This is a genomic window from Nonomuraea turkmeniaca (assembly GCF_005889735.1).
GTDB classification, from domain to species: Bacteria; Actinomycetota; Actinomycetes; order Streptosporangiales; family Streptosporangiaceae; genus Nonomuraea; species Nonomuraea turkmeniaca.
In genome coordinates this window covers 1-25,444 of sequence record NZ_VCKY01000151.1, presented here as the reverse complement: position 1 = coordinate 25,444, position 25,444 = coordinate 1, and the positions used below count along the sequence as shown (strand labels likewise).

Genomic DNA, 25,444 nt, shown 5'->3' with positions numbered 1-25,444 from the left:
GCGCTATGACCAGCTGATGTCGCTGGGCTGGAAGGTGCTGATTCCGGTCAACCTGGCCTGGATCTTGCTGGTGGCGGGTGTGCGCACCGTGGTGCTCAACGAGGACAGCAGGATGATCGCTCTTGCGGTCACCGGGATCATCGTGGTCGGGGCGCTGGCCATCTGGATGCGGTTCGACACGGTCAACCAGCGGCGCAAGGAAGCCAGGAAGGCCCAGGTCGAAGCCGAGTTCGAGGAACTGTCCAACGAGCCGATGGCCGGCGGCTTCCCGGTGCCGCCGCTCGATCTGCCGCACTACCACGGGGTGCAGCACAAGGAGATTCCCAGTGGGACTAACTGATTGGCTGAACCCCGTCAAAGGCTTCGGGGTCACCTTCCACACGATGTTCAAGAAGCCCGTCACGACGAACTACCCGGAGGAGAAGAAGCCGACGGCTCCTCGCTTCCACGGGCGTCACCAGCTCAACCGCTGGCCCGACGGGCTGGAGAAGTGCGTCGGGTGCGAGCTGTGCGCCTGGGCGTGTCCGGCCGACGCGATCTACGTCGAGGGCGCGGACAACACCGAGGAGGAGCGCTTCTCCCCGGGCGAGCGTTACGGGCGCACCTACCAGATCAACTATCTGCGGTGCATCCTGTGCGGCCTGTGCATCGAGGCCTGCCCGACCCGCGCGCTCACCATGACCAACGAGTACGAGCTCGCCGACAGCAGCCGCGAGGGCCTCATCTACACCAAGGAGATGTTGCTCGCGCCGCTGACCCAGGGCATGGAGCAGCCGCCGCACCCCATGCGGCTCGGTGAGACCGAAGAGGACTACTACCGGCTGGGGCGGACCAATGGGTGAGACCATCACGTTCTGGGTGCTCGCCGTCGTGTCCGTCGGCGCCGCGCTCGGCATGGTCTTCAACCGGAAGGCCGTGTACTCGGCGCTGATGCTCGGCACGGTGATGCTCTGCCTCGCGGTCCTGTACGCCGTGCAGGACGCGCCCTTCCTGGCCGCGGTGCAGATCATCGTCTACACCGGCGCCATCATGATGTTGTTCCTGTTCGTGCTCATGCTGGTGGGCGTGGACTCGTCCGACTCCTTCGTCGAGACGCTCAAGGGGCAGCGCGTCTGGGCCGTGCTCGCCGGCATCGGCTTCGCCACGCTGATCATCCTGGCCGTCGGCAACGCGATCTTCGCTCCCGAGGTGGGCCTGGCACAGGTCACCGCGCAGGGCGGTTACATCCGCTCGATCGCCTTGCTGATATTCACCAAGTACGTGTTCGCCTTCGAGATCACCTCGGCGCTGCTGATCACCGCGGCGCTGGGCGCGATGGTGCTGGCGCACCGCGAGCGGCTCACCGACAAGCCCACGCAGAAGGACCTGTCCCGGGCCAGATTCCTCGGTGACCGGCCGTCGCCGCTGCCGGGGCCCGGCACGTACGCCACCGGCAACGCCATCGACATGCCGGCGCTGCTGCCCGACGGGTCGGCCGCGGAGTCCTCGGTCAACCGCTACATCGCCCGGTACGACGTCGAGCACGACCATCTGCCCGACGACCCCAGGCTCGCCGAGGCCATCAAGCACCGGGCCGAGGAGGACGCCGACGAGCGAGAGATCGCTCCGCGGGCCGAGGAGCAGGACGCCGAGGCCGAGGTGCGCGACGCCGAGGAGACCCCCAACGAGGTGACCAAATGACGACGCACTACCTCGTACTGTCCGGCCTGCTGTTCGCGATCGGCGCGATGGGCGTGTTGATCAGGCGTAACGCGATCGTGGTGTTCATGTGCGTGGAGCTCATGCTCAACGCCTGCAACCTCGCGTTCGTCACCTTCTCCAGGCAGGTCGGCAACCTGGAAGGCCAGATCATCGCGTTCTTCGTGATGGTGGTGGCCGCGGCCGAGGTCGTGGTAGGCCTGGCCATCATCGTGACGATCTTCCGAACCCGCAGGTCAGCGTCGGTCGACGACGCCAACCTGCTGAAGTACTAAGAGGTGACTGGTGGAATCTGAAATCGCTCAGATCACCCAGCACACCGGCGGCGTGATCGGTAACGCCTGGCTGATGATCGCCTTCCCGTTGCTGGGGGCGTTCATCCTGCTGGTGTTCAACCGGCTCACGGACCGCTGGGGCCATCTGCTGGGCGTGGCCATGTCCCTCGCCTCGTTCGTCGTGGCGGTGCTGGCATTCTTCGAGCTCATTGGGTTGGGGGAGGCGGAGCGCCGCCGAGCGGTGCACCTGTACGAGTTCATCCCCAATCTCGACATCAACATGGGGCTGCTGATCGACCCGCTGTCGATCAGCTTCGCGTTGCTGATCACCGGTGTGGGCTCGCTGATCCACATCTACTCGATCGGCTACATGGCGCACGACGAGCACCGGCGGAGGTTCTTCGCCTATCTCAACCTGTTCGTGGCGGCGATGCTCCTGCTGGTGCTGGCGGACAACTACGTGGGCCTGTTCATCGGCTGGGAGGGCGTCGGTCTGGCGTCGTACCTGCTGATCGGGTTCTGGCAGTTCAAGCCGTCGGCGGCGGTCGCGGCCAAGAAGGCGTTCGTCGTCAACCGCGTCGGTGACCTCGGCCTGCTGGTCGGCATGTTCGTCATCTTCACGACGTACCAGACGCTGTCGTTCGCTGAGCTCAAGCCGATCGAGGTCGAGAACGGCACCACGCTCGCCATCGGGTTGCTGCTGCTTCTCGGCGCCTGCGGTAAGTCGGCGCAGTTGCCGCTGCAGTCCTGGCTCCTGGACGCCATGGAGGGCCCGACCCCCGTGTCGGCCCTGATCCACGCGGCGACCATGGTGACCGCCGGCGTCTACCTGGTGGTCCGGTCGGGGGCGTACTTCTTCCCCGAGGGGTCCGGGGCCGCGCTGGCCGTGGCCATCGTGGGAGCGGCCACGCTGCTCGCCGGTGCGATCATCGGTTGTGCGAAGGACGACATCAAGAAGGGCCTGGCCGGTTCGACGATGTCGCAGATCGGCTACATGATGCTGGGCGCGGGCCTCGGCCCGGCCGGCTACGCCTTCGCAATCGGCCACCTGATCACGCACGGTTTCTTCAAGGCCGACCTGTTCCTCGGGGCCGGGTCCGTGATGCACGGCATGAACGACGAAGTCAACATGCGGAAGTACGGCGGGCTGCGCAAGTACATGCCGCTCACCTTCTGGACGTTCTTCATCGGCTACCTGGCGATCATCGGCTTCCCGCTGCTGTCCGGTTACTTCACCAAGGACGGCATCATCGAGACCGCGATCGAGCACAACCAGGTGCTCGGCTGGCTGGCCGTGCTGGGCGCGGGCATCACCGGGTTCTACATGTCGCGGATGGTCTTCATGACCTTCTTCGGCCAGAAGCGGTGGGCCGAGGACGCTCACCCGCACGAGTCCCCGACCGTCATGACCGTGCCGCTGATCGTGCTGTCGATCGGCGCGATCTTCCTGGGCGGTTACCTCGTCCTGAGCAACCGGCTCCTGCTGTTCCTGGCTCCGGCCGTCGGCCGGCCGGAAGAGCTGCCCACCTTCCACTTCGTCAGCGTCCCGGGCATCACCACCCTGGCGCTGGTCGCGGTGGGCGCGGGGTACGCCTGGGTCAGGTACGCCCAGGCCGAAGTGCCCGTCGTTCAGCCGCGCGGATCGTTCGTCACCACGTTCGCCCGCCGCGACCTGTACGGTGACGCGCTCAACGAGTCGTTGCTCATGCGCCCCGGCCAGTGGCTGACCCGGATCGCGGTGTTCTTCGACAACCGCGGCGTCGACGGGCTGGTCAACGGCCTGGCCGCGGGCATCGGCGGCAGCTCCGGGCGCCTCCGGCGGATCCAGACGGGCTTCGCCAGAACGTACGCGTTGTCCATCTTCATCGGTGCCGCCCTGCTGACCGGCGCCCTGCTCCTCGTTGGGACCATCTGATGTCACCCTGGCTTCCGATACTCATGGCGGTGCCCGTGGTGGGCGCCATCGTGGTGGCCCTGCTCCCCAAGGGCAGTGACAAGCTGGCCAAGCAGGTCACGCTGCTGGTCTCGCTGCTGGTGCTGGTGCTCACGGGCGTCGTGGCCGCCGGGTTCAAACCGAACGGCGACCGGTTCCAGTTCGTGGCCGAGTACAACTGGATCCCCAGCTTCGGCGTGAAGTTCGGGGTCGGCGTCGACGGCGTGGCACTCGTGCTCATCGCGCTGTCGGCGGTGCTGGTGCCGATCGTGGTGCTGGCCTCCTGGCACGACGCCGACGGGGTCAAGAGCGCCGACGGCACCGTGATCGCGCCCAAGCGGTCGGTGAAGACGTACTTCTCGCTGCTGCTGGTGCTGGAGACGATGATGATCGGCGTCTTCGCGGCGACCGACATCTTCCTCTTCTACGTCTTCTTCGAAGCCATGCTGATCCCGATGTACTTCATGATCGGCTCGTACGGCGGCGCCCAGCGGTCCTACGCGGCCGTCAAGTTCCTGCTGTACTCGCTGTTCGGTGGCCTGCTCATGCTGGTCGCGGTCATCGGGCTGTACTTCGTGGCCGGCAAGAACACGTTCATGTTCCCCCAGCTGATCGGGGTCATCCAGGACCCGGCCATGCAGAAGTGGTTGTTCGCCGGGTTCTTCATCGCCTTCGCGATCAAGGCGCCGCTGTGGCCCGTGCACACGTGGCTGCCCGACGCGGCCGCGCAGGCGCCGGCCGGCGCCGCCGTGCTGCTGGTCGGCGTGCTGGACAAGGTCGGCACGTTCGGCATGCTGCGCTTCTGCCTGGAGCTGTTCCCCGAGGCGGCCAAGGCGTTCACGATGCCGATCGTCGTGCTGGCGGTCATCAGCATCATCTACGGCGCCATCGTGGCCATCGGGCAGAACGACATGAAGCGGCTCATCGCCTACACGTCGATCTCGCACTTCGGGTTCATCGTGCTGGGCGTGTTCGCCATGTCGGACGTCGCCCAGTCCGGCGCCGCCCTCTACATGGTCAACCACGGCTTCGCCACCGGTGCGCTGTTCCTGGCCGCCGGCTTCCTCATCGCCAGGCGCGGCTCGCCGTACATCGAGGACTACGGAGGCGTCCAGAAGGTCGCTCCGATGCTGGCGGGCTTCTTCCTGGTCGCCGGTCTGGCGGGGCTCTCGCTGCCCGGTCTGTCGTCGTTCGTCAGCGAGTTCATGGTCATGATCGGGACGTACTCGACCGAGGCCCACGGCTCCGGTGCGCTGACCGCGGCCGCGGTCGTCTCGGCGGTGGCCGTGATCCTCGCGGCCGTCTACATCCTGTGGATGGTCCAGCGGGTCCTGAACGGGCCGACCGCCGAGCCGGTCAAGGCGTTCAAGGACCTGAACGCCCGCGAGATCTGGGTGCTGGCCCCGCTGGTCGCCCTGATCATCGGGTTCGGCTTCTTCCCCAAGCCGCTGCTCGACGTGATCAACCCGTCCGTGCAAGAGACCCTGACCAACGTGAAGGTGCCGGTCTCCACCATCGCTGAGAAGGGGACAGGTCAGTGAACTCCATTCCAGCGCCGACGATCGAGTACGGCACGCTGGCGCCGCTCCTGGTGGTGTTCGCCGCGGCCGTCATCGGCGTGCTCGTCGAGGCGTTCGCGCCGCGGTACCTGCGTAAGGCGATCCACGTACCGCTCACCCTGCTGAGCCTGCTCGGCGCGTTCGCGCTGGTGCTCGTGCAGGTGCTGCGCGGCCGGGTGTCCACGACGGCCTCCGCCATGGGCGCGGTCGCGGTGGACGGGCCCGCGCTGTTCATCTGGGGCGTCATCCTCGTCCTGTCGTTCGTGTGCGTGCTGCTGATCAACGACGAGGGCCACTTCGTCGCCTCGGCCGCGGCCGTGCCGGGCAGCGCCGACGAGGAAGAGGCCGAGTCGATGAGCGGTGGCGTGGGGCACACCGAGGTGTACCCGCTGGTGCTGTTCGCGGTCGGCGGCATGCTGCTCTTCCCCGCCTCGCACGACCTGCTGACGATGTTCGTGGCGCTCGAGGTCATGTCGCTGCCGCTCTACCTGCTGTGCGGCCTGGCCCGCCGGCGCCGCCTGCTGTCGCAGGAAGCGTCGATGAAGTACTTCCTGCTGGGCGCGTTCTCCTCGGCCTTCTTCCTGTACGGCACTGCGATGGTCTACGGGTACGCGGGCACCGTCTCGCTCCCCGGCATCAACCAGGCCCTGGCCGTGGGCGCGTCGCTCGACCCGCTGCTGATGATCGGGCTCGCGCTGCTCGGCGTGGGCCTGCTGTTCAAGATCGGCGCGGCGCCGTTCCAGGCGTGGAAGCCGGACGTCTACCAGGGCGCCCCGACCCCGATCACCGCTCTCATGGCCTCGGGCACGCTGGTCGCGGCCGTGGGCGCCGTGTTGCGGGTGTTCTGGGTGGGTCTGGGCAACCTCGACTGGAACTGGCGGCCCGTCATCTGGGTCGTCGCGGCTCTCACCATGGTCGTCGGCTCGGTGCTGGCGATCACGCAGACCGAGATCAAGCGCATGCTCGCCTACTCGTCCATCGCGCACGCGGGCTTCCTGCTCGTCGGCGTGATGGCCACGTTCGCCACCCCCGAGCAGAACGCGGTTTCGCTGAAGGCGGTCCTGTTCTACCTGGCGGTCTACGGCTTCACGACGGTCGGCGCGTTCGCGATCGTGACGCTGGTGCGCGACCCCGGCGGCGAGGCGGGGCACCTGTCGCGCTGGGCCGGGCTCGGCAAGCGGGCTCCGGTCCTGGCCGGGGTGTTCGCCTTCTTCCTGCTGGCCTTCGCCGGCATCCCGCTGACCAGCGGCTTCTTCGGCAAGTACGCCGTCTTCGCCGCCGCGCTCAACAGCGGGACGCAGCCCGGCGACTCGATGGGCGGCTGGATGGCCGGCCTGGTCGTCGTGGGTGTCGTGGCCTCGGCCGTCGCGGCGTTCTTCTACGTGCGCGTGATCGTGCTGATGTTCTTCAGCGAGCCCGCGGCCGACGGCCCGGCCATCGCGGTGCCCACTGCGGGGACCGTGGCCGTCATCGCCCTCGCGCTGCTGGTTACCGTAGGGGTGGGGCTCTACCCGGAGTCCGTGCTCGGTGTTGCCGACGACGCTGCCAGCAGCCTGTTCATTAGATAAGGGGATCTCGTATGTCTGCGCCACCCGTGGTTGACCTTCCCATTGAGGACGAACGGTTGGCGCAGGACGTGGCCACCGGACTGGCCGCGGTGGAGAAGCTTCTTCGTTCGTCGGTGGAGAGCGAGGACGCCTTCGTCACGGAGGCGTCCAAGCACCTCATCGAGGCCGGCGGCAAGCGGTTCCGCACACTTATGGTCTTGCTCGCCGCCCAGTTCGGCGACCCGTCGGCGCCGGGTGTCGTGCCCGGCGCGGTGGTCATCGAGCTGACCCACCTGGGCTCGCTGTACCACGACGACGTCATGGACGAGGCCCTGGTACGCCGGGGTTCACCGTCCGCGAACGCCCGGTGGGACAACACCGTGGCGATTCTCACCGGTGACTACCTGTTCGCCCAGGCCTCCGACATCCTGGCCGACCTCGGCCCGGAGTTGATCCGCATCCAGGCGCAGACGTTCTCCCGCCTGGTCCAGGGCCAGATCCGCGAGACGGTCGGCCCGCGGGCCGGCGAGGACCCGATCGCCCACTACCTCAACGTCCTGGCCGACAAGACAGGCTCCCTGATCGCCGCCTCCGGCCGCTTCGGTGCGCTGCTCTCCGGGGCTCCCGCGGACGTCGAGGAGCGGCTGAGCCGGGCCTGCGAGGCCATCGGCGTGGCCTGGCAGCTGGGGGACGACCTGCTGGACGTGGCCTCCTCGGGCGCGCAGTCGGGCAAGACGCCGGGGACGGACCTCCGCGAGGGCATCAAGACCCTCCCGGTCCTGTACGCCTTGGCTGCCGGCGACGCGCCGCGGTTGTCCGGGTTGTTGTCGGGCCCGGTGGCCGAGGAGGACGTGGACGAGGCGTTGACCTTGCTGCGCGCGCACCCGGCGATGGCCCGGGCGCGGGCGGAGCTGGCGGCTTGGGTGGATCGGGCGCGGGGCGACATTTCCGGTTTGCCGGACATCTCGGCGCGCGACGCCTTTTTGGCTCTATGTGACTACGTGGTCCAGCGTTCCGGCTGATGCCGCTCTCCTGGCCCGGGCGGACGCGCGTGCCGCCCGGATGCTGTCGTACGTGAAGATCGCCAAGGCCAGCCAGACGATCGAGAACCCGATCCACCGGCTCGTCGGCATGGTCTCCTTGGCGATCAGCACACCGCACGCGAACTGCAGGATCGGTGCGATGTACTGCAACAGCCCCATCGTGCTGAGCGGCACCCGGATGGCGGCCGCCCCGAAGCAGATCAGCGGCAGCGCCGTGACGATCCCCGCCCCGACCAGCAGCGCCGCGTGCCCGGCCCCGTGATGCGGGAACGTCGCCTCCCCGCTCGCCTGCAGAAAGGCCAGATACCCGAGGGCCGGCAGCAGCAGCACCAACGTCTCGATCGCCAGGCTCTCGGTCGCCGCCACGTTGGCCTTCTTCTTGACCAGCCCGTACACGCCGAAGCTCACCGCCAGCGTGAGCGCGATCCACGGCAGCCGGCCGTAGTCGAGGGTCAGCACCACCACCGCCAGCGCCCCGAACCCGACCGCCGCCCACTGCAGCGGCCGCAGCCGCTCTTGCAGCAGCACCACGCCGAAGAGCACGCTGACGAGCGGATTGATGAAGTACCCGAGTGCGCTCTCCACGACGTGGCCCGTGTTGACCGCGTAGATGTAGGTGCCCCAGTTGAGCGTTACCACGATGGCGGCGACGGTGAGCAACGCGAGCTTTCCTGGCTGCTTGGCCAGCTCGCGGATCCAGGACCAATGCCTGCGCACGATGAGCACGGCAGCGACGGCGACCAGCGACCAGACCATCCGGTGCGCGAGGATCTCGACGGCCCCTGAGGGCTTGAGCAGTGGCCAGTACAGGGGGAAGAGTCCCCACAGGGTGTAGGCGGCGACCCCGTACAAGACACCGCGCCGAAGGTCAGGCATGTATGCCATCTTCGCCCATTACCACCTTTAACCACAAATTTCATCCACTATATGGAAATGTGTAGATCTCCTAAAGCGTTGCTGCCTATGTAGGCTGGAGAGCGTACAGATGGAGGTAGTGCGATGGGCTGGCTGTTCGGCGGCAACAAGACATCGATGGTCCTACCCGAGGAAGCCCTCCCGGGCCGCGCGGAGACCATGCCCGTCCCGGCCCGCCACGCGGTCCTGGACGCCCCGCTGGCCCCGCCGTACGCGGACGGCCTTGAGGTGGCCGACTTCGGCCTCGGCTGCTTCTGGGGCGCCGAGCGCAAGTTCTGGCAGACCCCCGGAGTGGTGACGACCGCGGTCGGCTACCAGGGCGGCTACACGCAGAACCCGACGTACGAGGAGGTCTGCACGGGCCGCACGGGGCACACGGAGGCCGTACGGGTCGTCTTCAACCCCGCCAAGGTCTCGTACGAGGAGCTCCTGAAGGTCTTCTGGGAGGCCCACGACCCCACGCAGGGCATGCGTCAGGGCAACGACGTAGGCACCCAGTACCGCTCAGCGATCTATTACCACTCGCCTGAGCAGCAGAAGGCGGCGGAGACGTCGCGGGACGCGTACCAGGGGGTGCTGAAGGCGGCGGGCTACGGCGAGATCACCACGGAGATCGCCGGGGCCGGGCCGTTCTACTTCGCCGAGGACTATCACCAGCAATATCTCCACAAAGTGCCGAACGGATACTGCGGAATCGGCGGCACGGGTGTCGCCTGCCCGATCGGGCTCACGTCCGGCGAGGTGTAGGGCCGCGGGGGCCGTGGACACCGGAGTCTCGAGGGCTTTCTCGTTGCCGCTTCTGTCCGCTGGAGTAGCCGTGGGTAGTTGTGGCATCACTTTGGGCGGTCAAAATTCTGCGATCGCATGATCGGGGAGCCCTGCTGCCATAGCATCGTTGCTATGGTCTGGGGTAGCGTAGAGCTGGAACCGGAAGTTCGGGAGTGGCTGGAGAAGCTCTCGGCAGAGTCGTTCGCGCGAGCTGCTTTCTATATCGATCTGCTGGCGGCGGAAGGCCCGCTGCTGGGAGAGCCGTACACGCGACAGCTCGATGGGAAGCTGCGCGAGCTGCGGTTCTACCTTGATGATCTGACAATGCGGATCAGCTACTGGATCGCTTCGGATCGGCGGATCATCCTTCTGACTGTTTTCCGCAAAACGCGAATGAGGGAAGATCGAGAAGTGGAGCGGGCGCGGCGGGCCTTGTCCCGTTGTATGGACGAGGCGCACTCGGTGGACGAGGAGTGATGATGACCGAGCGGACCGATTGGGCTGATCTCCGTGACCGGCGACTGTCCGAGCCGGGGGCGGCCGAGGCGTACGACGCGACTCGTCTCGCCTTCGAACTCGGTCGGGCAGTACGACAGATGCGCGAATCTCGCGGGTGGAGCCAGAGTGAGCTGGCTCGTGCGGCTGACATGACGCAGTCAGCGGTGGCCCGTTTCGAAGGAGGGGGTACCGTGCCGACGCTGCCGGTCCTCGATCGACTGGCCAGGGCTCTGAACGCCGAGCTGGAGGTGCGAATCAGTCCACGTGCTCCCGCAGCATGAGCCTGATTTGTCGCGCGAGACGAAGTGCTACCACCAGCAATATCTTTTTAAAGTGCCGAACGGCTACTGCGGGATCGGCGGTACGGGTGTGGCCTGCCCGGTCGGGCTCACGTCCGGCGAGGCGTGACGTAGGCGGAGTGTCCGAAAGGATGAGGTGTAGTCCGGCCCGGGCGAACGTCCGGACCATGCGCCTCACGGAAGCGAGAGACGCATGGTCGGTTGCCCGGCACGTAGCTTCGAGAATCCCGCTACCGCATCATTGGAGACGTTCCCCCTGAAGGACCCTCCCCGCGCTGAGGGCGATGAGCGCCACGATGACGATGCTGAGGATCTCCCGGATCTGCCCGGAGTCGTACCCGGCCTGAATCCCGAGCACCAGCACCAGCACCAGCACGATCACGATCAGCGGTTGAGCACCTCTGGGCTGAGGTGAAGGGTCGGGCTGCGGATGAGACATCATGGGTAGGTCACCTGTTCTCTTGAGAGCGGTTGGTGGCAAACCGTCGGCCCCCGCCGATCCCTGGCAGGTGGGGTGGGGGCCGACGGAGTCTTCAGGTTGACGGGAGGTCGCCTTCCGTCTGCTCGACCACTGCTTGGCCGAGTCGATGAGTGATGGTGCGTCGCTGGTCATGGGAGAGACGGCGATATAGGGCCCATGCCTTCTCCGCCGGACTGGAAGGTTTGCGGTCCATAGCCATCCAGGCAAGGAGGCGGGTGCGGTCGTGAGCGGAAAGCTTCTCGATCTGTGTCCAGACGTCATCTGCGCTGAAGGATTGCGTGGAACTGTCGAGTAGCTTGTGACAGTTTGCGCAGAGCGTTATGAGGTTGTCCGGAGTGCTGCTTCCTCCAGCGGCCAGCGGGGTTATGTGGGCGAGCTCCAGGATGGCCTCTACTGGGGCTTCGATCGGCCCTTCGACCACGGCTAGTCCGCAGTTGACGCAGGCAAAACCGTCTCGGCTAAGCACTTCGTCGCGGATGTGAGGCGTAAGGAGCCGTCTCGTCAGAGATCGAGTGGCTCCTGGCTCCCAGACGGGCTCGCCGGCTTTCGTGAAGAGTAGTTCTGCCGGGCCTAGCGATGGACGGCTTCGATCGCTGTCGATCACCCACCCGTAGACGCGAAGGTCTCGCAAACGACGATCGAGCTGAGGAGTGCCGGGGATCGCCTTGTGCAACTGTTGCTTGGTGAAGGTGTTGCCTTCGCCGACTACGTCCACGAGCCAGAGTGCAATCCGTTTCATGGTGCCCAGGCTCTCGTTGCGCCAGTCCGGGCGATCGCGTGAGTTGCCAGGGCTCAAGGGGTCTCCGCATGAGCCCGAAGCGCGGAGATCGGGTTACGGTGCCGCCCCCGGATGACGAATGGGATGTTCGGTTCGGTACCAGTGAGGCAATCCAGGGCTGGGAAGAGCTGTGCCGCCACGCCTTGGCCAATACGCGTCGATGCTTCGAGACCCTGCGGCTTGATCCTCGCACGGGCGCCGGTCATGATCGGCAACATCGTCTACGTGGCGACCTCGCGACCCATCGTCACAACGGCAAGGATCTGGAGCAGTGGGAGTTCGAGGTCGCCAGCGGCGGACGCGTGCGCTATGTCATTGATGACGACACTCGTACCGTCTGGGTGATCTACGCATCACCTCGACATCCTAAGGACACCGAGTAGGCGGCTATTGTTGCGTGAAGCCGGGTGCTACCACCAGCAATATCTTTTGTAGTGCCGAACGGATATTGCGGGATCGGCGGCACGGGAGTCGCGTGTTCAGTGGGTCTGACGTCTGGCGAGGCGTGAGTCGATGCTCGGGCGGCGTCGCTGCGATTCTATACAGAAAGATGTACAGTTGATGCATGACTGTTCTGCACGACGCTACTGAGCTGAGCGTCACAGAGGCGGCCCAGCGAGGCGTTGCCCGCCTGGTGGCTGATGCGGAGCAGGGGACCGATCTGGTGGTCACCCGTCGGCATCAGCCAGTGGCGGCCGTGGTGAGCATCCGCCGGCTCAATGAGTTGGAGGAAGCGGCGGCTGATCTGCGTGATCTGGCGCTTGTGCTCGCCCGGTCGGTCACGGACACGCGTGAGCGGGTCTCGCTCGATGAGGTGCTTGCCGCTTTCGGGCATACTCGCGAGTCGCTGTCCGCCATCCCGGACGATGAGTGAATCGTGTCCGACGTCGTCTTCACGGCGCCGGCGGTCGACGACCTCCGGCGCATTGGTCCAGACGCGGTGCCCAAGGTACTCAAGAAGATCCTTCTCCTGCTGGACAACCCTGAGGCTGGTTACCCGCTCGGCGGGGATCTGACCGGTTTCCGGAAGCTGGTGGTCGGTCGCAACACCTGGCGTGTCGTCTACCGCATCACCGAGGACAAGTCGGTGGAGATCTGCGAGGTGTGGGCTGTCGGTGAGCGGGCCGACGCGGAAGTGTACGCGGAGGCGACGGCGAGGGTTCGCGAGGCGGGTGCCGGCCGTCCCGAGATCATCCAGCTCGGCCAGGCGATCGAGCGCCTTGGCACGCTGGCGGATCATGCGCGGGTGGAGAAAGCACCCCCTAGAGAACCGGTTCCAGATTGGCTCGCGGACCGGTTGATCTACACGGTCGGGATGGCGCGTGAGGACGTTGCCGCTCTTGATCTTCAAGGGGCGGTCGACACATGGGCTGAGTACCGGTCCAAGCCTCATTAGGTCGCGCATCTATTGCCTGAAGCGAAGCGCTACCACCAGCAATATTTATGGAAGAACCCGAAGGGCTACTGTGGCATCGGTGGCATCGGAGTGTCCTGCCCCGTCGGGCTGACCTCCGGTGACGCGTAGCGGCCCATCCTTGCGCAGAGTAAAGCAGGCGTTTTGCTACTTCGAGTAGTAAACTGGCTCTATGAGCATGCCTGAGCGAGACTTCGGCCCGGGGGACGGCCCGGCCGCCAAGGTCAGTGTGTCTCTGAGAACGGGCAACATTCGCGCCGTCCGAGAGCGAGTCGGGGCCCGCGGATTTTCCGCATACGTCGATGCCGCTGTGGAGCGCCAGATCGAGCGGGATTTCCTGGAGGAGGCCCTGCAGGCGAACGAGGCCGCTTCTGGGCCGATCCCGCAGTCTTTGCGTGATGAGGCGGCGGAGTTGTTCCGCCGCGTCAAGTCCGCGCCTGAACTCCAGGAGGAGGACGGATGGCGCGCGCACGAAGCAGGTTGACCGCGGGCACGGTCGTTCTCGATTGCGAGGGGCTCGTGCAGTGGTGCGAGGCCGACCAGCGGGTGACAGCGTTCGTGCGGGAGGCGCAAGACAACGACTTTCGGGTTGTGGTCAGTGCGATGACGCCGATCGAGGCGCAAGACGTCCGCGTCAAAAGCGATCGTCTCAGGTGGTACCTGTCCCGCTTGAAGGTTGAGCCGGTGACCGAGGACATTTCGTCGCGAGCGATCGAGCTTCTTCGAGATGCCCGCCTGCACGGCCACAAGCACGCCATAGACGCTGTAGTCGCGGCCACCGCGCTGCGTTCGGTGCGCCCGGCCATCGTTCTGACGTCCGACAAGGACGACATGGGCAAACTGTGCGGGAAAGCCGTGCAGGTCGTCCATGTCTGAGATCGCTTGAGAGGGCGAGCGGGAGCGCCCGGGATCACTGCGGGAGGAGAACCGCTACACCAGCAGTACCTTCACAAAGTTCCGAACGGGTGCTGCGGCATAGGCGGCACCGGTGTCACCTCGCCGGTGGGCATGGCACCCGCCGGCGAGTGAGCAAAGCGGTCTTCAACGAGGTCTCCGTGCCGTGGAACACCTGGGCCTGCTTTTCCGGATGACCTGCGCGGCGATGGACATCTACGATCAGCCGGTCGCTTCCCTGGAATTCTTCATGGCCGTCGGCTGCCCTGCCGGGCTGACGTCAGCCGATGAGGCGTCCGCGCCAGTCGATTGGCGTGACGGTGATGGCCTGATCCGGATCGCCGCCCCATTCGGCGGGGAGGCCTGCCTGCTCGAGCGCGGCCACGATCTCACGGCCGATGGCCGCTGTGGTGCCGGCGGCGGCCAAGGCTGTGAAGGCGCGGGTGAGTCGTTCGGGGTCGGTTTCGCCCTCCCAGGCGGCTCGCTCCTCGACGCGCTCCAGCCACGCCGGTCGGCCAGTTCGCGGGCCTGTTCAGGAGAGACAGGCCGGTGATCGCCTGACACCAGGTACTCCTCCGCGATCTCGGCCAGCTCCGCCCTGGTCGCATACCCGCCTGCGATCTCCGCGCGGATGCGCGCCTCGAGGCTCGCGCGATCGTCCTCTTCCAGGCCGAGCGGCAGAGTCGGCTCTGGTGTACCCAGGTCCAACGGGGCCCAGGCGAGTACGGATCGCCAGCTACCGCCAGCAGGATCTGTACGAAGTCGACGACCTCGGCCGCAGGGTGTCGGGAAGGCGTAGCGTCAGTCCGGCTGGCATCGGATATTTGGAGGGATGGGACAAAAGGTTCGCTAGCCTCTTCGGGTGATTTCCTACCGTGCGATCGTCCCAGCGGACCTCGACCGCGTGACCGCTTGGGTCGTGACCGAGCCCGTCGGCTGGATCCCCGCCGACCGTTACCTCACTGAGCTGGCCGAGAACATGTACCGGCCGGAGTGGACGTGGATCGCCGAGGTCGGCGACCGGGTCGTGGGGCGGGCGCTGTGGTGGGGGCCGAGGGACAGCGCGTATCCGGTCGCGCTCGACTGCCTCGACGTGGATCCCGCTGTGGGCGAGCGCACCGTGGTCGCCGCCGAGCTGATCAGGGCCGCGTTGGCGGGGTTCCCGGGGCCGGTGCAGTACGCGATCAAGGTGGCCGGCGGCTGGCGCGACGATCCGGCCACGTCGGTGGCCGTGGAGTGGCGGCGGGCGGCAGCACACGCGGCGGGCCTCACCCAGGAGGTGGAGCGGCTGCAGTTCGAGTGGACACCGGCCGACGGAGTGCCTCCGGCGACCGGTGTGCTGCGGTTCGCCGAGGCGTCCGACGAGGAGTTCCTGGCGGTGTTCACGAGAATCGCCGAGGGCAGCCTGGATGCTCAGGCGCGGGCGAACCTGGCGGCCAAGGGCGTGGACGCGACCGCGCGCGAAGAGATGGACTTCTATCTGCGGGCGCCGGGCAAGCGGGAGTGGTGGCGGATCGCCTATACGCACCAGGGCGAGGTGGCCGGTATGGCGATCCCTTCGGCGACGCCGTACAGCGTGAACGTGGGGTATCTCGGGGTCGTGCCGGAGTGGCGGGGGCGGGGCTATGTGGACGAGCTGCTTGCCGAGATCACCCGCTTCCACGCCGCCAACGGGGAATCGCGCATCACCGCCACCACCGACGTGGGAAACGCGCCGATGGCGGCCGCGTTCCGGCGTGCTGGATACCGCAACACGGAGATCCGGATCAACCTCACCAGCGACCTCCGCCCCTGAAAACTGTTGTCGGAAGCGAAGCGCTGTCACCAGCAATTTGGTCAAAGATCCGAACGGGTGTCGCGGGATCGGCGGCAGCGGCGTCGCGTGCCCGACCGGTCCGACCTCAGGCGAGGCAGAGACCTGTGGTGACTGACAGATCTTGGCCCTCGGTCGCCCACCTGGTTTGCCCGGTGCGGACCGAGGGACGGAGAGACAGCTCGAATGGCGCGACGTCGGGACACGCGCCGGAGCCGGAGCACGTCAGCCGGCCGTGTGAGCGAGGATCGCCGTGGCGAGCTGCTCGTGCACCGGGGGAGGCAGCATGTGCCCCATTCCCTCGATCATCAGCAGCTCGGCCCCAGGGATTCGCTCGGCGATGAGCGCACCGTGACCCGGCTTGGCCGGCTCATGAGTGCCCTCGATAACCAGGGTGGGCGCCTTCACCAGGTGGAGGCTGTCCACCGGTTCGGCTCGCGGCTCGGCGCCGTGCGCGAGCCGGTGATTGACGGCTGACGCCAGGTTCGTGGCGCGCTCGTAGATCCGCTCTTGCAGGAGCCGCTCGGCGTCCTCGTCGAACGGCATTCCCTGGCCGTGCAAGACTCTGGCTTCCGCGATGAGCCGATCCATCTGCTCGTTGCGGTCCTTGGCCGGTGGCGCCGTGATGGCCTGCTGGAAGAAGGCGATGAACTCCTTGGTGGGCGGCGGCAGGCTGCCCTCCGGCTGGGGCTGTCCCATGAGGGCTCGCATGATCACTTCGCCCTCGAACGCGCCGAGCGGCGATGCGCCGATCACCGTTAGCGTCCTGACCCGCTCGGGGTGCTCGACCGCGACCCACTGGGCCAGCAGCCCGCCGGCCGAGTGGCCGACCAGGTGAGCGCTCTCCAGCCCGTGGGTGTCCATGATCCGGAGGACGTCGTTCTTGATGTCCCTCCAGGTGTACGGCGACGCTTCGAAGTCGATGTTGGTCGAGCGCCCGGTGTCGCGGTGGTCGTAGCGGATGACCCGCCTGCCTCCGGCAGCCAGCCTGCCGACGAACTCGTCGGGCCACAGGATGCCCTGCGACATGGACCCCATGATCAGCAGGATCGGCTCGTCGTTCGTGTTGCCGAACTCTTCACTCCACAGCTCAATGTTTTGCATGGTCAGAGCTTGTCGCCTCCGGCTACTGGTGCCATCCGTAGAACTACTAGCCGCGCGAGCTCAGTACGTGAGGTGACGCCGACCTTGGGATAGATCTTGTAGAGGTGGTACTCGATCGTCCGGGGGCTGAGGAACAGCTTGGCTGCCACCTCCTTGCTCGACGCACCCTGCGCGACCAGCCTGGCGATACGCAGTTCCTGCGGGGTGAGCGTCGCGAGGGCGTCGGGCTCGGCCCTGGCCGCGCTTTCGCCGGCCGCCCGTAGTTCTTCGTGCGCGCGCCTGGCCCACGGCTCGGCCCCCGCGCGTTCGAAGGTCTCCATCGCCGCCCGCAGGTGTGGCCTGGCCTCGCCCGGCTTGTGCGTACGGCGCAGGCGTTCGCCGTGCAACAACGCCGTCCTGGCCCGCTCGAACGCCTCGGTGTGCAACCCCAGCGCCTCGTCGAAGCCGCCGTCGTCGACCAGCGCCCGGCAACGGGCCAGCAGCGCCTGCGACTCGGGGGAGTGCGCGTTGGCCGACCACCGCTCCAGCCCGGCCAGCGTCTGCCTGGCGGCCTCCAGGTCACCCGCGCCCACCGCGGCCTCGATGCGGTCGGGGGCCGAGCGCCAGGTCACGGTCGGATGCCCTTCGCCCGGTCCCTTCTGGGCGACCGACGACAATCTGGCGTGCGCCGCGTCGAAGCGGCCGAGCCCCAGGTCGAGCATGGCCAGCGCGTACTGCGCTCCGCCGACGCGCAGCCCGAGCCGGTGCGGAATCGCGATCGCGAGGGCCTGGTCGGCGTACGTCCTGCAGGCCGCCTCGTCGCCCCGCCAGGCGGCCACGGCCGCCAGGTTGGCCAGGTGGGCGGCGACGGAGTTCGTGTATCCGGCCTCTCTGGCCAGGCCGAGCCCCTCTTCCGCGATGGCCTCGCTGACGGCGAGGTTGCCGGCGAGCCGCTCCGCCGTGGAGACGAACTCCAGCACGATAGGCAGCTGGCCCACCATGCCTGACATCCTGGCCAGCCTGCCCGCCCTGATGGCGTAGGCGGTGGCAGCGTCGGTCTCACCCAGGTACATCGCGGCGGCCGAGGCCCACAGGTAGCCGGCGGCGTCGGTCAGCGTGTCCGTGCGCCGTAGCGCCCAGCGCAGCGCCATGGCTCCGCCCCGCCTGTCGCCGCCGAGCGTCGCGCCGATGCCGACGAGCACCTCGCGCAGGAACGACTCGGGAAACTCCTGAGCCCGGCGCCCGACCTCGACGATCGCCTCGGTGTCGCCGACATTGGCCGCCGCCTCGGCCGCGTCGGCGAGCACTTCCAGACTGCTGCCGGCCATGAAGATCCGCAGCGCCTCGCTGGCATCGCCGGTGTGCAGCTCGAACCGGCCTCTGAGCTGGTCGAGCTCGGGATCGGACCGCAGTTCTCGTGCCTGCGCCAGGCAGCTCTCCGCCAGCCCGGGACGGCCGCCGAGCCAGGCGGAGGTGGCGGCGTCCTTGAGCCGCTCGGCCCGCCTGTCCGTGTCCGGCGTGAGCTCCGCCGCTCTGACCAAGGCCGTCGCCGCGTCGGCGTAACCACCGCGCTCGCGTGACCTGCGCGCGGTGGTGGCCAGCTCGTGTGCCACGCGCTCGTCCGCGCCAACGGTCGCCGCGGCCAGGTGCCAGGCCCGGCGATCGCCATCGAGCGTCTCGGCCAGCGCGGCGTGCACACCGCGCAGCCGTACCGAACCCGCGCTGTCGTGGATGGCCGAGCGCACCAGCGGATGCCTGAACGTGATCGTCGAGCCCTCGCCGACCACCAGCCCAGCGGCCTCCGCCTCCACGAGCGCGGCAGGATCGACGTCCAGGATCCGCGCTGCCCGCATGATCAGATCGAGGTCGCCGCTGCCCTCGACGGCGGCGATCAACGCGACGAGTCTGGCGTTGTCGCTGAGCGCGGCCACTTGCTCGCCGAAGAGCAGCGCCCCGCCGGGCAGCGGATCGGGTAGGGGAGATCGACCAGCGAGCTGCTCGGGGGTGAGCAGTCTGGCGATCTCGCCGAGCGCCAGCGGGTTACCGCCCGTCTGCTCGATGAGCGCGGACTGGACCTGCGGCGCCGCACCCTGCAGCAGGAGGCGGGCGCTGCCGGCGTCGAGGCCGTTGACGGGCAGCTCCTGCAGGCCGCGCACGCTCATCTCGCCACGTACGGCCAGCAGCAGGCCGACCCCGTCGTTGCGCAACCGCCTGGCCGCGAACAGGAGCGCGTCGGCCGACGCCTGGTCGATCCACTGGAAGTCGTCGACCAGCACCAGCAGCCCCTGGCCGGCCGCGGCCTCCGCCAGCAGCGACAACACCCCGGCGGACACCAGGAAGCGGTCCGCGCTGCCCCGCGCCAGGCCGAGTGCGCCGCGCAGAGCGTCGCGCTGCGGGCCTGGCAGGGTGTCGAGCAGCCCGGTCACCGGACGCAGCAGCTCGTGCAGCGCGGCGTAGGCGAGCCCGGTCTCTGCCTCGATGCCGCTCGCCCGCAGGACGGGAGACGTGGATTTGGCCGCGGCCAGGTCGAGAAGGGCAGACTTGCCCACCCCGGCCGCGCCGCGCAACACCAATGCGCGGCCCTCTCCCGCTCCCACGGCTTCGATGAGGTCGTCGATGGCGGCGCTCTCGCCGGCTCTGCCGTACAACACTGCCCGACTGTATGGGCTTGAGCTGGGCAATGTCACATTTGGGAAATACGTCTGCCATGGCGCTCACACCTTCCAGGTGCTCTCGACATGGCCTGGGGCTCACAGGCCGTTGGCCGGCCTTCCTTCTGCGCCGCTGAGCGCCGACGCGTGGCCCAGTGGTCACCTCACCCAGTTGCGGGGCGTGAGCGTACGGGGATCTCCAGGACGGTGGCTTGCGCGCCGTCGGCGTCCACGAGGTGCTCCTCCACGGTGGGACCGGCGACGTCCATGCGTTGGCGGTCCAGCCAGCCGAACAGGTCCTGCCCGGCTTGAATCACGCCGGTGGGAGGCGGGACGACGGCGCGGACCACGGCGCGGGCGGGCAGGATGAGCTGCGTGCCCCCGCGGTCCGTGGTCACCGCCGCGGCGAATCCACCCGTGGGCTGTCCGCGCAGCCAGGTCAACAGCGTCGCGGGCGGCGCCGGGCAGACGGCGGCCAGCTTGGCGGGGTGGTCGAGGCGGAGGTGACGTACGCGCAGGCGGCGTGGGCCTACCGTGGCCTGCTGCGGCAGGACCGACATCGGCGTCGCGAGGTGGTCCTCGGCATGAGCCGCGGTCGCGGCCAGGGTGGTGATGTCACGCCGGATGCTCGTCAGTATCTCGGCCACGGCCTGCCGCAGTTGCGTGTCGGGCGCCTCCAGCAGGTCGGCGATCCGGCGTAGCGGTAGGCCGAGACGTTGCAGCGCGCGGATGCGTTCGAGCCGGGACAGCTCGGCCACGCCGTACCAACGGTAGCCGGTGGCACGGTCGACGGCGGCGGGCGTGAGCAGCCCGATCTTGTCATAGTGGCGCAGGGTACGTTCCGAAACGCCGGCCATGCGCGCCATTTGTCCGATCCGCCACATCGCGTCCCCTCGTGTTGACCTTGTCCCTGCGTCAGGGTCCTACCGTCACCGTCCATGACCGACTCGAACCCTGGGGCCCGGCTCGCCGGTGTCCTGCTGCTGAGCTCGCTGGTTGCCATGGTCGCCGCTGCGGCCATCGTGGTGCCATCGGGGCTCACCCTGAATCCGTCCGATCCCGGCGCCGCGATGGCGGCCGTAAGCGAGCAGCTTGGGCTGCACCTGTCCGAGCTGGCCCTTGACGTGCTCGGGTGGCTCGCGCTGAGCGCCGCAGGCATGGTGATGGCCGCCGGCTCGGCCGAGGCGCCCAGGCCTCATCTGGTGGTGCTCGCCGGCGGCCTGCTGGCGGCCGCCGGTCTGGCAGGCATGCTCCACGACGCCGGGAACCTGGCGCTGACCCAGCTGACCGCCGCCCCCGTGGCGGCGGCGGTGCTCCTCACCGCCAAGTGGATGGTCAACCTGGCCGGGCTGCTCTGGGTCGCGGCAACCATCGCCGCTGCTGCGGGTGTCCCGATGCCTGCGAGGCTACGCCGTGCTGGTGCGATCGCCGCGCTCTTCGGGCTGGTCGCGGTCGTGCTTCCGTGGACGACCGGTGTCGAGGGGCCGTCGGTGGTGATGGAGCAGCTCGGGTACGCCTTTCACGTGCCGATCATCTTGTGGTACGGCGTATTGGGCTGGCGATGTCTGCGCGGCAAGTGACCGGGCTCGATGCGCCTCTGCGCCCCACCACGTCGTGCTGCTCACGGCGGTAGGCCAAGCGCCGGTCTGACCATCGCCTGAGACATCGCGTACGTCGACGTCTGCCGGCTTGCGTGCGAGTACATGACCATGTGGGGTCTTCTCCGCAGGCTCGGGGTGCCGCACGATCGTGGCCGTCACCTCGAAACCGGCCTCACGCAGCAACTCCGCGACGTCGTCTGGTCGCTGGCGGTACCAGTTGAGATCGACGGTCCTGCCCCAAGCCTCGGTGTGGTGGCGTCGCTCGTCGCCGACCTGGAAGCCGAGCATCACCTGTCCGCCGGGCGCCAGGACTCGGTGGAACTCGGCGAACAGCTCGGGTCGTCGGTCCCACGGAATGTGGATGATCGAGTAGCTGGCGAACAGCCCGCCGAGGGAGGCGTCGGCGAGGTCCAGAGCAAGCATGGATCCCACCTCGAACCGGAGGCTGGGGTAGGTGCGTTGAGCCACCGCGACCATTCCGGGTGACAGGTCGATGCCGAAGGCGTCCAGTCCCAGTTGGTGCAGCATGTCCGTGGCCCAGCCAGGTCCGCAGCCGACATCGGCGACCGTGCCGTTCCCGCCCGCTTTCACGAGCTCCGCGAACGCTGTGTACAGAGCACGGTCGAGTGGCCTGCTCCTGGGGCCCAGATCGGGGTTGAGCACCTCGGTGTAGATGGGAGCCAGGGCGTCATAGGAGGTTCGGGTCGCGGCGAGAAACGGTGCGTCGGACATGGGCGCAAAGGTTAAGTGATCCCACGCCCGGTGATCCAGGGGAGACAGTGACCATGCCCGGGGCCAAGCGGCGCAGGCGCTCGTGCCAGGGGTGCGCCAGACGCTCGCGTCTGCCGAGGCTCTCCACCGGTAGACGCCACTCCTGGCGGTAAAGGCGCGGGCAACTCGTCACCAAAGAATGTGTCAGCCCGGTCGGCTCACAAGCCGGACTGGCAGGCTTGACGTGGTCTTTCGGAGACGAAAACGGGCGGAGGGCTCATGCGCCTTGTCGGGGATGACCAGCTATTCGATCGCCTGCTCGATGCGGCGCGCGCCTACAGGGCGGGACATCGAGGAGTGGATGGCGATCAATGTGTCGTCACCGAGGCGCTGCATCAGGACATCCGGGTCGTCATACGCAATCTCCTGATGGCGAACGCGCTGTGCGACCTGCTGTCGGCCCGGCTGGTCGTGCTCACGGGCACGGATCAGGAATGGAGCGAGGCGCTCTGGGAGCAGTACGACATCGAGCGGGCCCAGCGATTGGCCGAGGCGTTCGGAGCGGCTGAGGTCGTCAACGTACACGATCTCGTGGACCGACAGCTGGCCGGGCGGGGCGACAGCGCGGCTCCGGAGGGGCTGGAGGCAGTGGAGCGCGCGACGCTCGTCCGGCTGGCTCGGGTGCCGCGGGTCCCGGAGACCGAGAACGAGTGGTACCGAGCCCGCCGCGACCGCACCAGGGCCTTCGCCGCCGTCTATGAACGGTTGTTCGCCGACCTGCCGGCTGCCGCCCTGGTCACCAGCCATGTCGACTACGACCAGTGGGGGCTGGCGGCCGAGGCGGCCATGCGCCGGGAGATACCGGTCGTGCACGTCCAGAGCACCGGGTGCATGAAGGCCTATGCGCTGTTTCCTGAGCGGCGCAAGGGCCTGCGTACCTTCAGGGAAGAACTCACGAGTCTGATCGCGGAGCATTTCCATGATGACGTCTGGCCGCACAGGAGCGCCATCAAGGCGAACGCCGAATTGGTGGCCTGCCGGGCGAAAGGCAATCTCGGCAGGCCGAGTTGGTGGCGGGCCGGCCGTATCAGCCAGTTCGAGCTGCAGTCGGAAACCGAGCGGCGGCAGCTGCGCCTGCTGGGGTGTCAACGTTTCGGGCTGGACCCGGATCGCCCGCTGTTCGCGGTCTTCAACCACGCCATTTCCGATGCTCTGGGCACCAACAGGGAGGTGTTCGACGATCTGGCCCAGTGGTTCGAGGAGACCGCGGACTTCGCCGCGCGTGAGGACTCGGTCAACTGGCTTTTCCTGGACCATCCCAGCCAGTCGCTCTATGACACGACCGGCCATTTCGACGCGGTGACGGCACGTCATGCGTCGCGCGGGCACATGGCTTTCATGCCCAGCCTCGCCCTGTCGAAGAACATGTTGTGGAGCATGACGGACCTGGGCGTGACCGTACGGGGAAGCGTCTCCAACGAACTCCCCGCCTTCGGCATCCCGGTCATTCAGGCCGGCTGGTCGGAATGGAGCGGATGCGGGCTGTCGTACGTCGCCGGAAGCCGAGAAGACTATTGGCGCCTGCTCCGCGAGGCCGTCGCCCGGCACGTCAAAGGCGAGTCCATGCTGACGCGGGAGCAGCGCGAACGGGCCCGTCTCTGGTTGTGGCTCTACCGCAGCGGGGCCGACGTGCCGTCGCCGTTGACGCCGCACTGGGAAATGGGCGAGGGCGACACGTACGCGCAGGTGCTCTCCGTCGCCATGCGGCACGTGGAACGCGACGGCGATCCCTTCCAGAGCGCGGTACGCCGGATGTGGGAGCGGCGTGAGCCGCTCCTCACCCGGCTGGACTTCCGACATACCACCGGAATCGACCGCGACCTCGGCCCCACCGGGCGCATGGTGACCGGCTCGCCACCGGCCATGCTGACCGCCACCGGCTTCGACACGGCCGTCCAGCCCGGCCATGTGCCGATGGACATCTCGAGCGGTCAGGCGGCGGAAGTGCAGGCGGCGGACCACTTCCACCGGGGCGTGCAGATCGTGGGCCGGTTCGAGCGTTCGGGGCTGGTCGGACTCAAGGTGGCGGAAGCGGACCACGCCCTGCGCGTCAACGTCTCCCTGTCGGTGGACGAGCTCTCGGCGCGGAGCTGGCATCCCAAGGGCGAGACGGACGCAGGTGAAAAGGTGCTGCCGCGGCTCATCCAGGTCCGTGCCCAGGGACGATTGCGCCAGTGCCTGCTGCTCAAGAGCGGTGGCGCCTTGAAGAGAGGCACCGTCGTCTTCGATCTGATGCCGGACGAGGTGCCGGCCGACGGCCTGCTCTGCATCGAGGTGCTGGACGTCACGGAAGGCACTGGCGTCCCGGAGACGCTGCGGGGGGCCGTGGCGGGCTCCATCATGGACGACGGCGTGGCGGGGCTGCGCATCGACCGCGTCAGGCTTGGAGAGATCCCGGACGACGACGTCACCCGCACGACGATGGACGCGTCACGGTGCGAGCGCTCCTCTCTGATCAGCTCCGGCGGCCTGGCCAACCTCAAACGACGCGGCGGTCGTTCGCTCAGCACCGGCATGTTCGTCGTCAACCCCGTTCCGCAGGGCGTCTTCGGATCCGGCGGCGACCTCACGATCCGGCTCGGGCACCGGGCGGGCGCCCCGGCGCGGCGGGAGACGAGGGCGTGGCCGCGGCGGATCGCGTGGCACCGGGCGAGGCGGGATCGCCGCATGTCCGCAGCGCCGAACGTGGACCAGATCCTGAGCATCCACAACGGCGACGAGGTGCCTGTGGCGCAGTCGGAGGGGGGCGACATCACCGAGCTTCGCCTCCGAGCGCCTGCCGAGTCACCGCTCCTCGTCACCGTCGCGCCGGCTGCCCGAGGAACTCAGCCGACCTTGATCTCCACCGACTGGTATCCCGGGTTTTTTTAGGAGGCGGTCAGCAGATCCGCGGCAAGCGGCCTTCCTGGCGGATCTCCTCACTACGGACGTCACGCGCTACTCGTTGGAGTCTGCCTGGACCAGGGGGCGGTCAGGGCCGCTTCTATCGCTGCGCCGTGCCGTTCCAGCCAGGCCTCCCGCCGCTTGATCTTGTCGCCGACGCCTTCCTGCCACATCCGTGCCCAGCCGCCGCCCTGCTCCTCGGCAATCTGCTTCATCGAGTACCACGCCCGCCGCGATCGCAGGACGGCCACTTCGACGAGGCGGGAGCGGTCGAGGTCCGACATGCCGTACGCGTCGGCGAGTATCCGGCATCGGCGGGGTACGTCGACGTCGCGCAACGGCGGGTCGGCGTCCACGGGATCGCCCAGCGGGGCCCAGTAGAGCATCGTGTTGCACATCTCGTCGACCCGAGAGGCCGGTCTGGCCATGTCGAAGTCGATGAGCGCCGCGGCCTCGCCGTCCCTGAACACGATGTTGTCGGGCGTGACGTCCATGTGCCCGACGAGTTCGGCCGGGTACGGCGGGGCGGGCGGGATGTCC

At 67.8% G+C, this 25,444-nt stretch carries 26 protein-coding genes and 3 pseudogenes; 21 read left to right on the top strand and 8 right to left on the bottom strand.

Features of this window, described 5'->3' with window-relative positions:
• The 8 genes and pseudogenes from ETD86_RS35170 to ETD86_RS35135 form a co-directional block, all read left to right on the top strand.
• A pseudogene (locus tag ETD86_RS35170) lies at positions 1 to 340 on the top strand (NADH-quinone oxidoreductase subunit H); the annotation flags it as partial.
• A complete protein-coding gene (gene nuoI, locus ETD86_RS35165; protein WP_082535225.1) occupies positions 327 to 842 on the top strand; it encodes an NADH-quinone oxidoreductase subunit NuoI in 516 nt (171 codons plus the stop codon). The pseudogene ETD86_RS35170 and the gene nuoI, both read left to right, overlap by 14 nt.
• Positions 835 to 1,680, top strand: coding sequence for an NADH-quinone oxidoreductase subunit J (locus tag ETD86_RS35160; RefSeq protein WP_138670955.1), 846 nt, complete (start codon positions 835 to 837; stop codon positions 1,678 to 1,680). The genes nuoI and ETD86_RS35160 overlap by 8 nt, the downstream gene beginning before the upstream one ends.
• Entirely contained in the window at positions 1,677 to 1,973 is a 297-nt protein-coding gene (gene nuoK / locus ETD86_RS35155) for an NADH-quinone oxidoreductase subunit NuoK (RefSeq protein ID WP_020542667.1), read from the top strand. Before ETD86_RS35160 ends, nuoK begins: the two co-directional genes overlap by 4 nt.
• 73 nt (positions 1,974 to 2,046) lie before the next feature.
• Positions 2,047 to 3,888, top strand: a complete 1,842-nt coding sequence (nuoL, locus tag ETD86_RS35150; RefSeq protein ID WP_211370516.1) for an NADH-quinone oxidoreductase subunit L — start codon at positions 2,047 to 2,049, stop codon at positions 3,886 to 3,888.
• The gene (locus tag ETD86_RS35145; protein WP_138670954.1) at positions 3,888 to 5,447 is read left to right on the top strand and encodes an NADH-quinone oxidoreductase subunit M; all 1,560 of its coding nucleotides are present in this window, start codon (positions 3,888 to 3,890) and stop codon (positions 5,445 to 5,447) included. Before nuoL ends, ETD86_RS35145 begins: the two co-directional genes overlap by 1 nt.
• The gene (gene nuoN, locus ETD86_RS35140) at positions 5,444 to 7,033 is read left to right on the top strand and encodes an NADH-quinone oxidoreductase subunit NuoN (protein WP_138670953.1); all 1,590 of its coding nucleotides are present in this window, start codon (positions 5,444 to 5,446) and stop codon (positions 7,031 to 7,033) included. Before ETD86_RS35145 ends, nuoN begins: the two co-directional genes overlap by 4 nt.
• 11 nt (positions 7,034 to 7,044) lie before the next feature.
• Positions 7,045 to 8,034, top strand: a complete 990-nt coding sequence (locus ETD86_RS35135) for a polyprenyl synthetase family protein (RefSeq protein WP_138670952.1) — start codon at positions 7,045 to 7,047, stop codon at positions 8,032 to 8,034.
• Here the strand turns inward: ETD86_RS35135 and rarD are convergent.
• On the bottom strand, positions 8,002 to 8,931 hold the full coding sequence (gene rarD / locus ETD86_RS35130) for an EamA family transporter RarD (protein WP_138670951.1): 930 nt from the start codon (positions 8,929 to 8,931) through the stop codon (positions 8,002 to 8,004). The two genes, ETD86_RS35135 and rarD, sit on opposite strands and share 33 nt — an antisense overlap.
• Before the next feature lie 123 nt (positions 8,932 to 9,054).
• On the opposite strand from rarD, the gene msrA reads away from it, so the two are divergent.
• The 4 genes and pseudogenes from msrA to ETD86_RS58515 all read left to right on the top strand — a co-directional run.
• The gene (gene msrA, locus ETD86_RS35125; RefSeq protein ID WP_138670950.1) at positions 9,055 to 9,717 is read left to right on the top strand and encodes a peptide-methionine (S)-S-oxide reductase MsrA; all 663 of its coding nucleotides are present in this window, start codon (positions 9,055 to 9,057) and stop codon (positions 9,715 to 9,717) included.
• A gap of 153 nt (positions 9,718 to 9,870) precedes the next feature.
• The gene (locus ETD86_RS35120; protein ID WP_138670949.1) at positions 9,871 to 10,215 is read left to right on the top strand and encodes a type II toxin-antitoxin system RelE/ParE family toxin; all 345 of its coding nucleotides are present in this window, start codon (positions 9,871 to 9,873) and stop codon (positions 10,213 to 10,215) included.
• Positions 10,215 to 10,517, top strand: a complete 303-nt coding sequence (locus tag ETD86_RS35115) for a helix-turn-helix domain-containing protein (protein ID WP_342779333.1) — start codon at positions 10,215 to 10,217, stop codon at positions 10,515 to 10,517. Before ETD86_RS35120 ends, ETD86_RS35115 begins: the two co-directional genes overlap by 1 nt.
• Positions 10,518 to 10,545: 28 nt before the next feature.
• Positions 10,546 to 10,644: pseudogene (locus ETD86_RS58515) on the top strand (peptide-methionine (S)-S-oxide reductase MsrA); the annotation flags it as partial.
• Positions 10,645 to 10,773: 129 nt separating this feature from the next.
• Here the strand turns inward: ETD86_RS58515 and ETD86_RS55700 are convergent.
• Positions 10,774 to 10,917, bottom strand: a complete 144-nt coding sequence (locus ETD86_RS55700; protein ID WP_170223429.1) for a hypothetical protein — start codon at positions 10,915 to 10,917, stop codon at positions 10,774 to 10,776.
• A gap of 151 nt (positions 10,918 to 11,068) precedes the next feature.
• Positions 11,069 to 11,812: an HNH endonuclease gene (locus tag ETD86_RS35105; RefSeq protein ID WP_138670947.1), complete on the bottom strand. Its 744-nt coding sequence runs from the start codon at positions 11,810 to 11,812 to the stop codon at positions 11,069 to 11,071.
• Between the two features lie 11 nt (positions 11,813 to 11,823).
• Between ETD86_RS35105 and ETD86_RS35100 the strand changes: the two genes are divergently transcribed.
• The 7 genes from ETD86_RS35100 (at position 11,824) to ETD86_RS35055 (ending at position 15,897) form a co-directional block, all read left to right on the top strand.
• Positions 11,824 to 12,177: a hypothetical protein gene (locus ETD86_RS35100; protein WP_138670946.1), complete on the top strand. Its 354-nt coding sequence runs from the start codon at positions 11,824 to 11,826 to the stop codon at positions 12,175 to 12,177.
• Between the two features lie 182 nt (positions 12,178 to 12,359).
• Positions 12,360 to 12,668: a type II toxin-antitoxin system prevent-host-death family antitoxin gene (locus tag ETD86_RS35090; RefSeq protein ID WP_138670945.1), complete on the top strand. Its 309-nt coding sequence runs from the start codon at positions 12,360 to 12,362 to the stop codon at positions 12,666 to 12,668.
• A gap of 3 nt (positions 12,669 to 12,671) precedes the next feature.
• Positions 12,672 to 13,190, top strand: coding sequence for a type II toxin-antitoxin system RelE family toxin (locus tag ETD86_RS35085; protein WP_138670944.1), 519 nt, complete (start codon positions 12,672 to 12,674; stop codon positions 13,188 to 13,190).
• Between the two features lie 190 nt (positions 13,191 to 13,380).
• Positions 13,381 to 13,692, top strand: a complete 312-nt coding sequence (locus tag ETD86_RS35075; RefSeq protein ID WP_211370514.1) for a hypothetical protein — start codon at positions 13,381 to 13,383, stop codon at positions 13,690 to 13,692.
• Positions 13,668 to 14,084: a type II toxin-antitoxin system VapC family toxin gene (locus ETD86_RS35070; RefSeq protein ID WP_138670943.1), complete on the top strand. Its 417-nt coding sequence runs from the start codon at positions 13,668 to 13,670 to the stop codon at positions 14,082 to 14,084. The genes ETD86_RS35075 and ETD86_RS35070 overlap by 25 nt, the downstream gene beginning before the upstream one ends.
• 184 nt (positions 14,085 to 14,268) lie before the next feature.
• Positions 14,269 to 14,655 carry a hypothetical protein gene (locus tag ETD86_RS55695; protein WP_170223428.1) on the top strand — a complete coding sequence of 129 codons (387 nt, stop codon included), beginning with the start codon at positions 14,269 to 14,271 and terminating at the stop codon, positions 14,653 to 14,655.
• Positions 14,656 to 14,964: 309 nt separating this feature from the next.
• The gene (locus tag ETD86_RS35055; protein WP_211370513.1) at positions 14,965 to 15,897 is read left to right on the top strand and encodes a GNAT family N-acetyltransferase; all 933 of its coding nucleotides are present in this window, start codon (positions 14,965 to 14,967) and stop codon (positions 15,895 to 15,897) included.
• 243 nt (positions 15,898 to 16,140) lie between these two features.
• On the opposite strand, the gene ETD86_RS35050 is transcribed toward ETD86_RS35055, so the two are convergent.
• The 3 genes from ETD86_RS35050 to ETD86_RS35040 all read right to left on the bottom strand — a co-directional run bounded on the left by ETD86_RS35050 (position 16,141) and on the right by ETD86_RS35040 (position 20,515).
• A complete protein-coding gene (locus ETD86_RS35050) occupies positions 16,141 to 17,019 on the bottom strand; it encodes an alpha/beta fold hydrolase (protein ID WP_138670942.1) in 879 nt (292 codons plus the stop codon).
• Positions 17,020 to 17,021: 2 nt separating this feature from the next.
• Positions 17,022 to 19,649: a helix-turn-helix transcriptional regulator gene (locus ETD86_RS35045; RefSeq protein WP_138670941.1), complete on the bottom strand. Its 2,628-nt coding sequence runs from the start codon at positions 19,647 to 19,649 to the stop codon at positions 17,022 to 17,024.
• A 164-nt stretch (positions 19,650 to 19,813) separates the two neighbouring features.
• The gene (locus tag ETD86_RS35040; protein WP_281287011.1) at positions 19,814 to 20,515 is read right to left on the bottom strand and encodes a MerR family transcriptional regulator; all 702 of its coding nucleotides are present in this window, start codon (positions 20,513 to 20,515) and stop codon (positions 19,814 to 19,816) included.
• A gap of 72 nt (positions 20,516 to 20,587) precedes the next feature.
• On the opposite strand from ETD86_RS35040, the gene ETD86_RS58500 reads away from it, so the two are divergent.
• A complete protein-coding gene (locus tag ETD86_RS58500; RefSeq protein WP_138670939.1) occupies positions 20,588 to 21,229 on the top strand; it encodes a hypothetical protein in 642 nt (213 codons plus the stop codon).
• A 231-nt stretch (positions 21,230 to 21,460) separates the two neighbouring features.
• Here the strand turns inward: ETD86_RS58500 and ETD86_RS60265 are convergent.
• Positions 21,461 to 21,778: pseudogene (locus ETD86_RS60265) on the bottom strand (class I SAM-dependent methyltransferase); the annotation flags it as partial.
• A gap of 612 nt (positions 21,779 to 22,390) precedes the next feature.
• Between ETD86_RS60265 and ETD86_RS55690 the strand changes: the two are divergent.
• Positions 22,391 to 24,892 carry a hypothetical protein gene (locus tag ETD86_RS55690; protein ID WP_211370510.1) on the top strand — a complete coding sequence of 834 codons (2,502 nt, stop codon included), beginning with the start codon at positions 22,391 to 22,393 and terminating at the stop codon, positions 24,890 to 24,892.
• 59 nt (positions 24,893 to 24,951) lie between these two features.
• Here ETD86_RS55690 and ETD86_RS55685 read toward each other — a convergent pair.
• On the bottom strand, positions 24,952 to 25,444 hold a 493-nt coding region (locus tag ETD86_RS55685), incomplete at its 5' end, for a phosphotransferase (protein ID WP_342779332.1).

What these genes read in the sequence shown, in the direction of transcription:
- ETD86_RS35160 (WP_138670955.1), top strand. Translation starts at nt 835, where the DNA reads ATGGGTGAGACCATCACGTTCTGGGTGCTCGCCGTCGTGTCCGTCGGC.
- nuoK (WP_020542667.1), top strand. Translation starts at nt 1,677, where the DNA reads ATGACGACGCACTACCTCGTACTGTCCGGCCTGCTGTTCGCGATCGGC.
- nuoL (WP_211370516.1), top strand. Translation starts at nt 2,047, where the DNA reads ATGATCGCCTTCCCGTTGCTGGGGGCGTTCATCCTGCTGGTGTTCAAC.
- ETD86_RS35145 (WP_138670954.1), top strand. Translation starts at nt 3,888, where the DNA reads ATGTCACCCTGGCTTCCGATACTCATGGCGGTGCCCGTGGTGGGCGCC.
- ETD86_RS35135 (WP_138670952.1), top strand. Translation starts at nt 7,045, where the DNA reads ATGTCTGCGCCACCCGTGGTTGACCTTCCCATTGAGGACGAACGGTTG.
- rarD (WP_138670951.1), bottom strand. Translation starts at nt 8,931, where the DNA reads ATGCCTGACCTTCGGCGCGGTGTCTTGTACGGGGTCGCCGCCTACACC.
- msrA (WP_138670950.1), top strand. Translation starts at nt 9,055, where the DNA reads ATGGGCTGGCTGTTCGGCGGCAACAAGACATCGATGGTCCTACCCGAG.
- ETD86_RS35120 (WP_138670949.1), top strand. Translation starts at nt 9,871, where the DNA reads ATGGTCTGGGGTAGCGTAGAGCTGGAACCGGAAGTTCGGGAGTGGCTG.
- ETD86_RS35115 (WP_342779333.1), top strand. Translation starts at nt 10,215, where the DNA reads ATGATGACCGAGCGGACCGATTGGGCTGATCTCCGTGACCGGCGACTG.
- ETD86_RS35100 (WP_138670946.1), top strand. Translation starts at nt 11,824, where the DNA reads ATGAGCCCGAAGCGCGGAGATCGGGTTACGGTGCCGCCCCCGGATGAC.
- ETD86_RS35090 (WP_138670945.1), top strand. Translation starts at nt 12,360, where the DNA reads ATGACTGTTCTGCACGACGCTACTGAGCTGAGCGTCACAGAGGCGGCC.
- ETD86_RS35075 (WP_211370514.1), top strand. Translation starts at nt 13,381, where the DNA reads ATGAGCATGCCTGAGCGAGACTTCGGCCCGGGGGACGGCCCGGCCGCC.
- ETD86_RS35070 (WP_138670943.1), top strand. Translation starts at nt 13,668, where the DNA reads ATGGCGCGCGCACGAAGCAGGTTGACCGCGGGCACGGTCGTTCTCGAT.
- ETD86_RS35050 (WP_138670942.1), bottom strand. Translation starts at nt 17,019, where the DNA reads ATGCAAAACATTGAGCTGTGGAGTGAAGAGTTCGGCAACACGAACGAC.
- ETD86_RS35040 (WP_281287011.1), bottom strand. Translation starts at nt 20,515, where the DNA reads ATGGCGCGCATGGCCGGCGTTTCGGAACGTACCCTGCGCCACTATGAC.
- ETD86_RS58500 (WP_138670939.1), top strand. Translation starts at nt 20,588, where the DNA reads ATGACCGACTCGAACCCTGGGGCCCGGCTCGCCGGTGTCCTGCTGCTG.
- ETD86_RS55690 (WP_211370510.1), top strand. Translation starts at nt 22,391, where the DNA reads ATGGCGAACGCGCTGTGCGACCTGCTGTCGGCCCGGCTGGTCGTGCTC.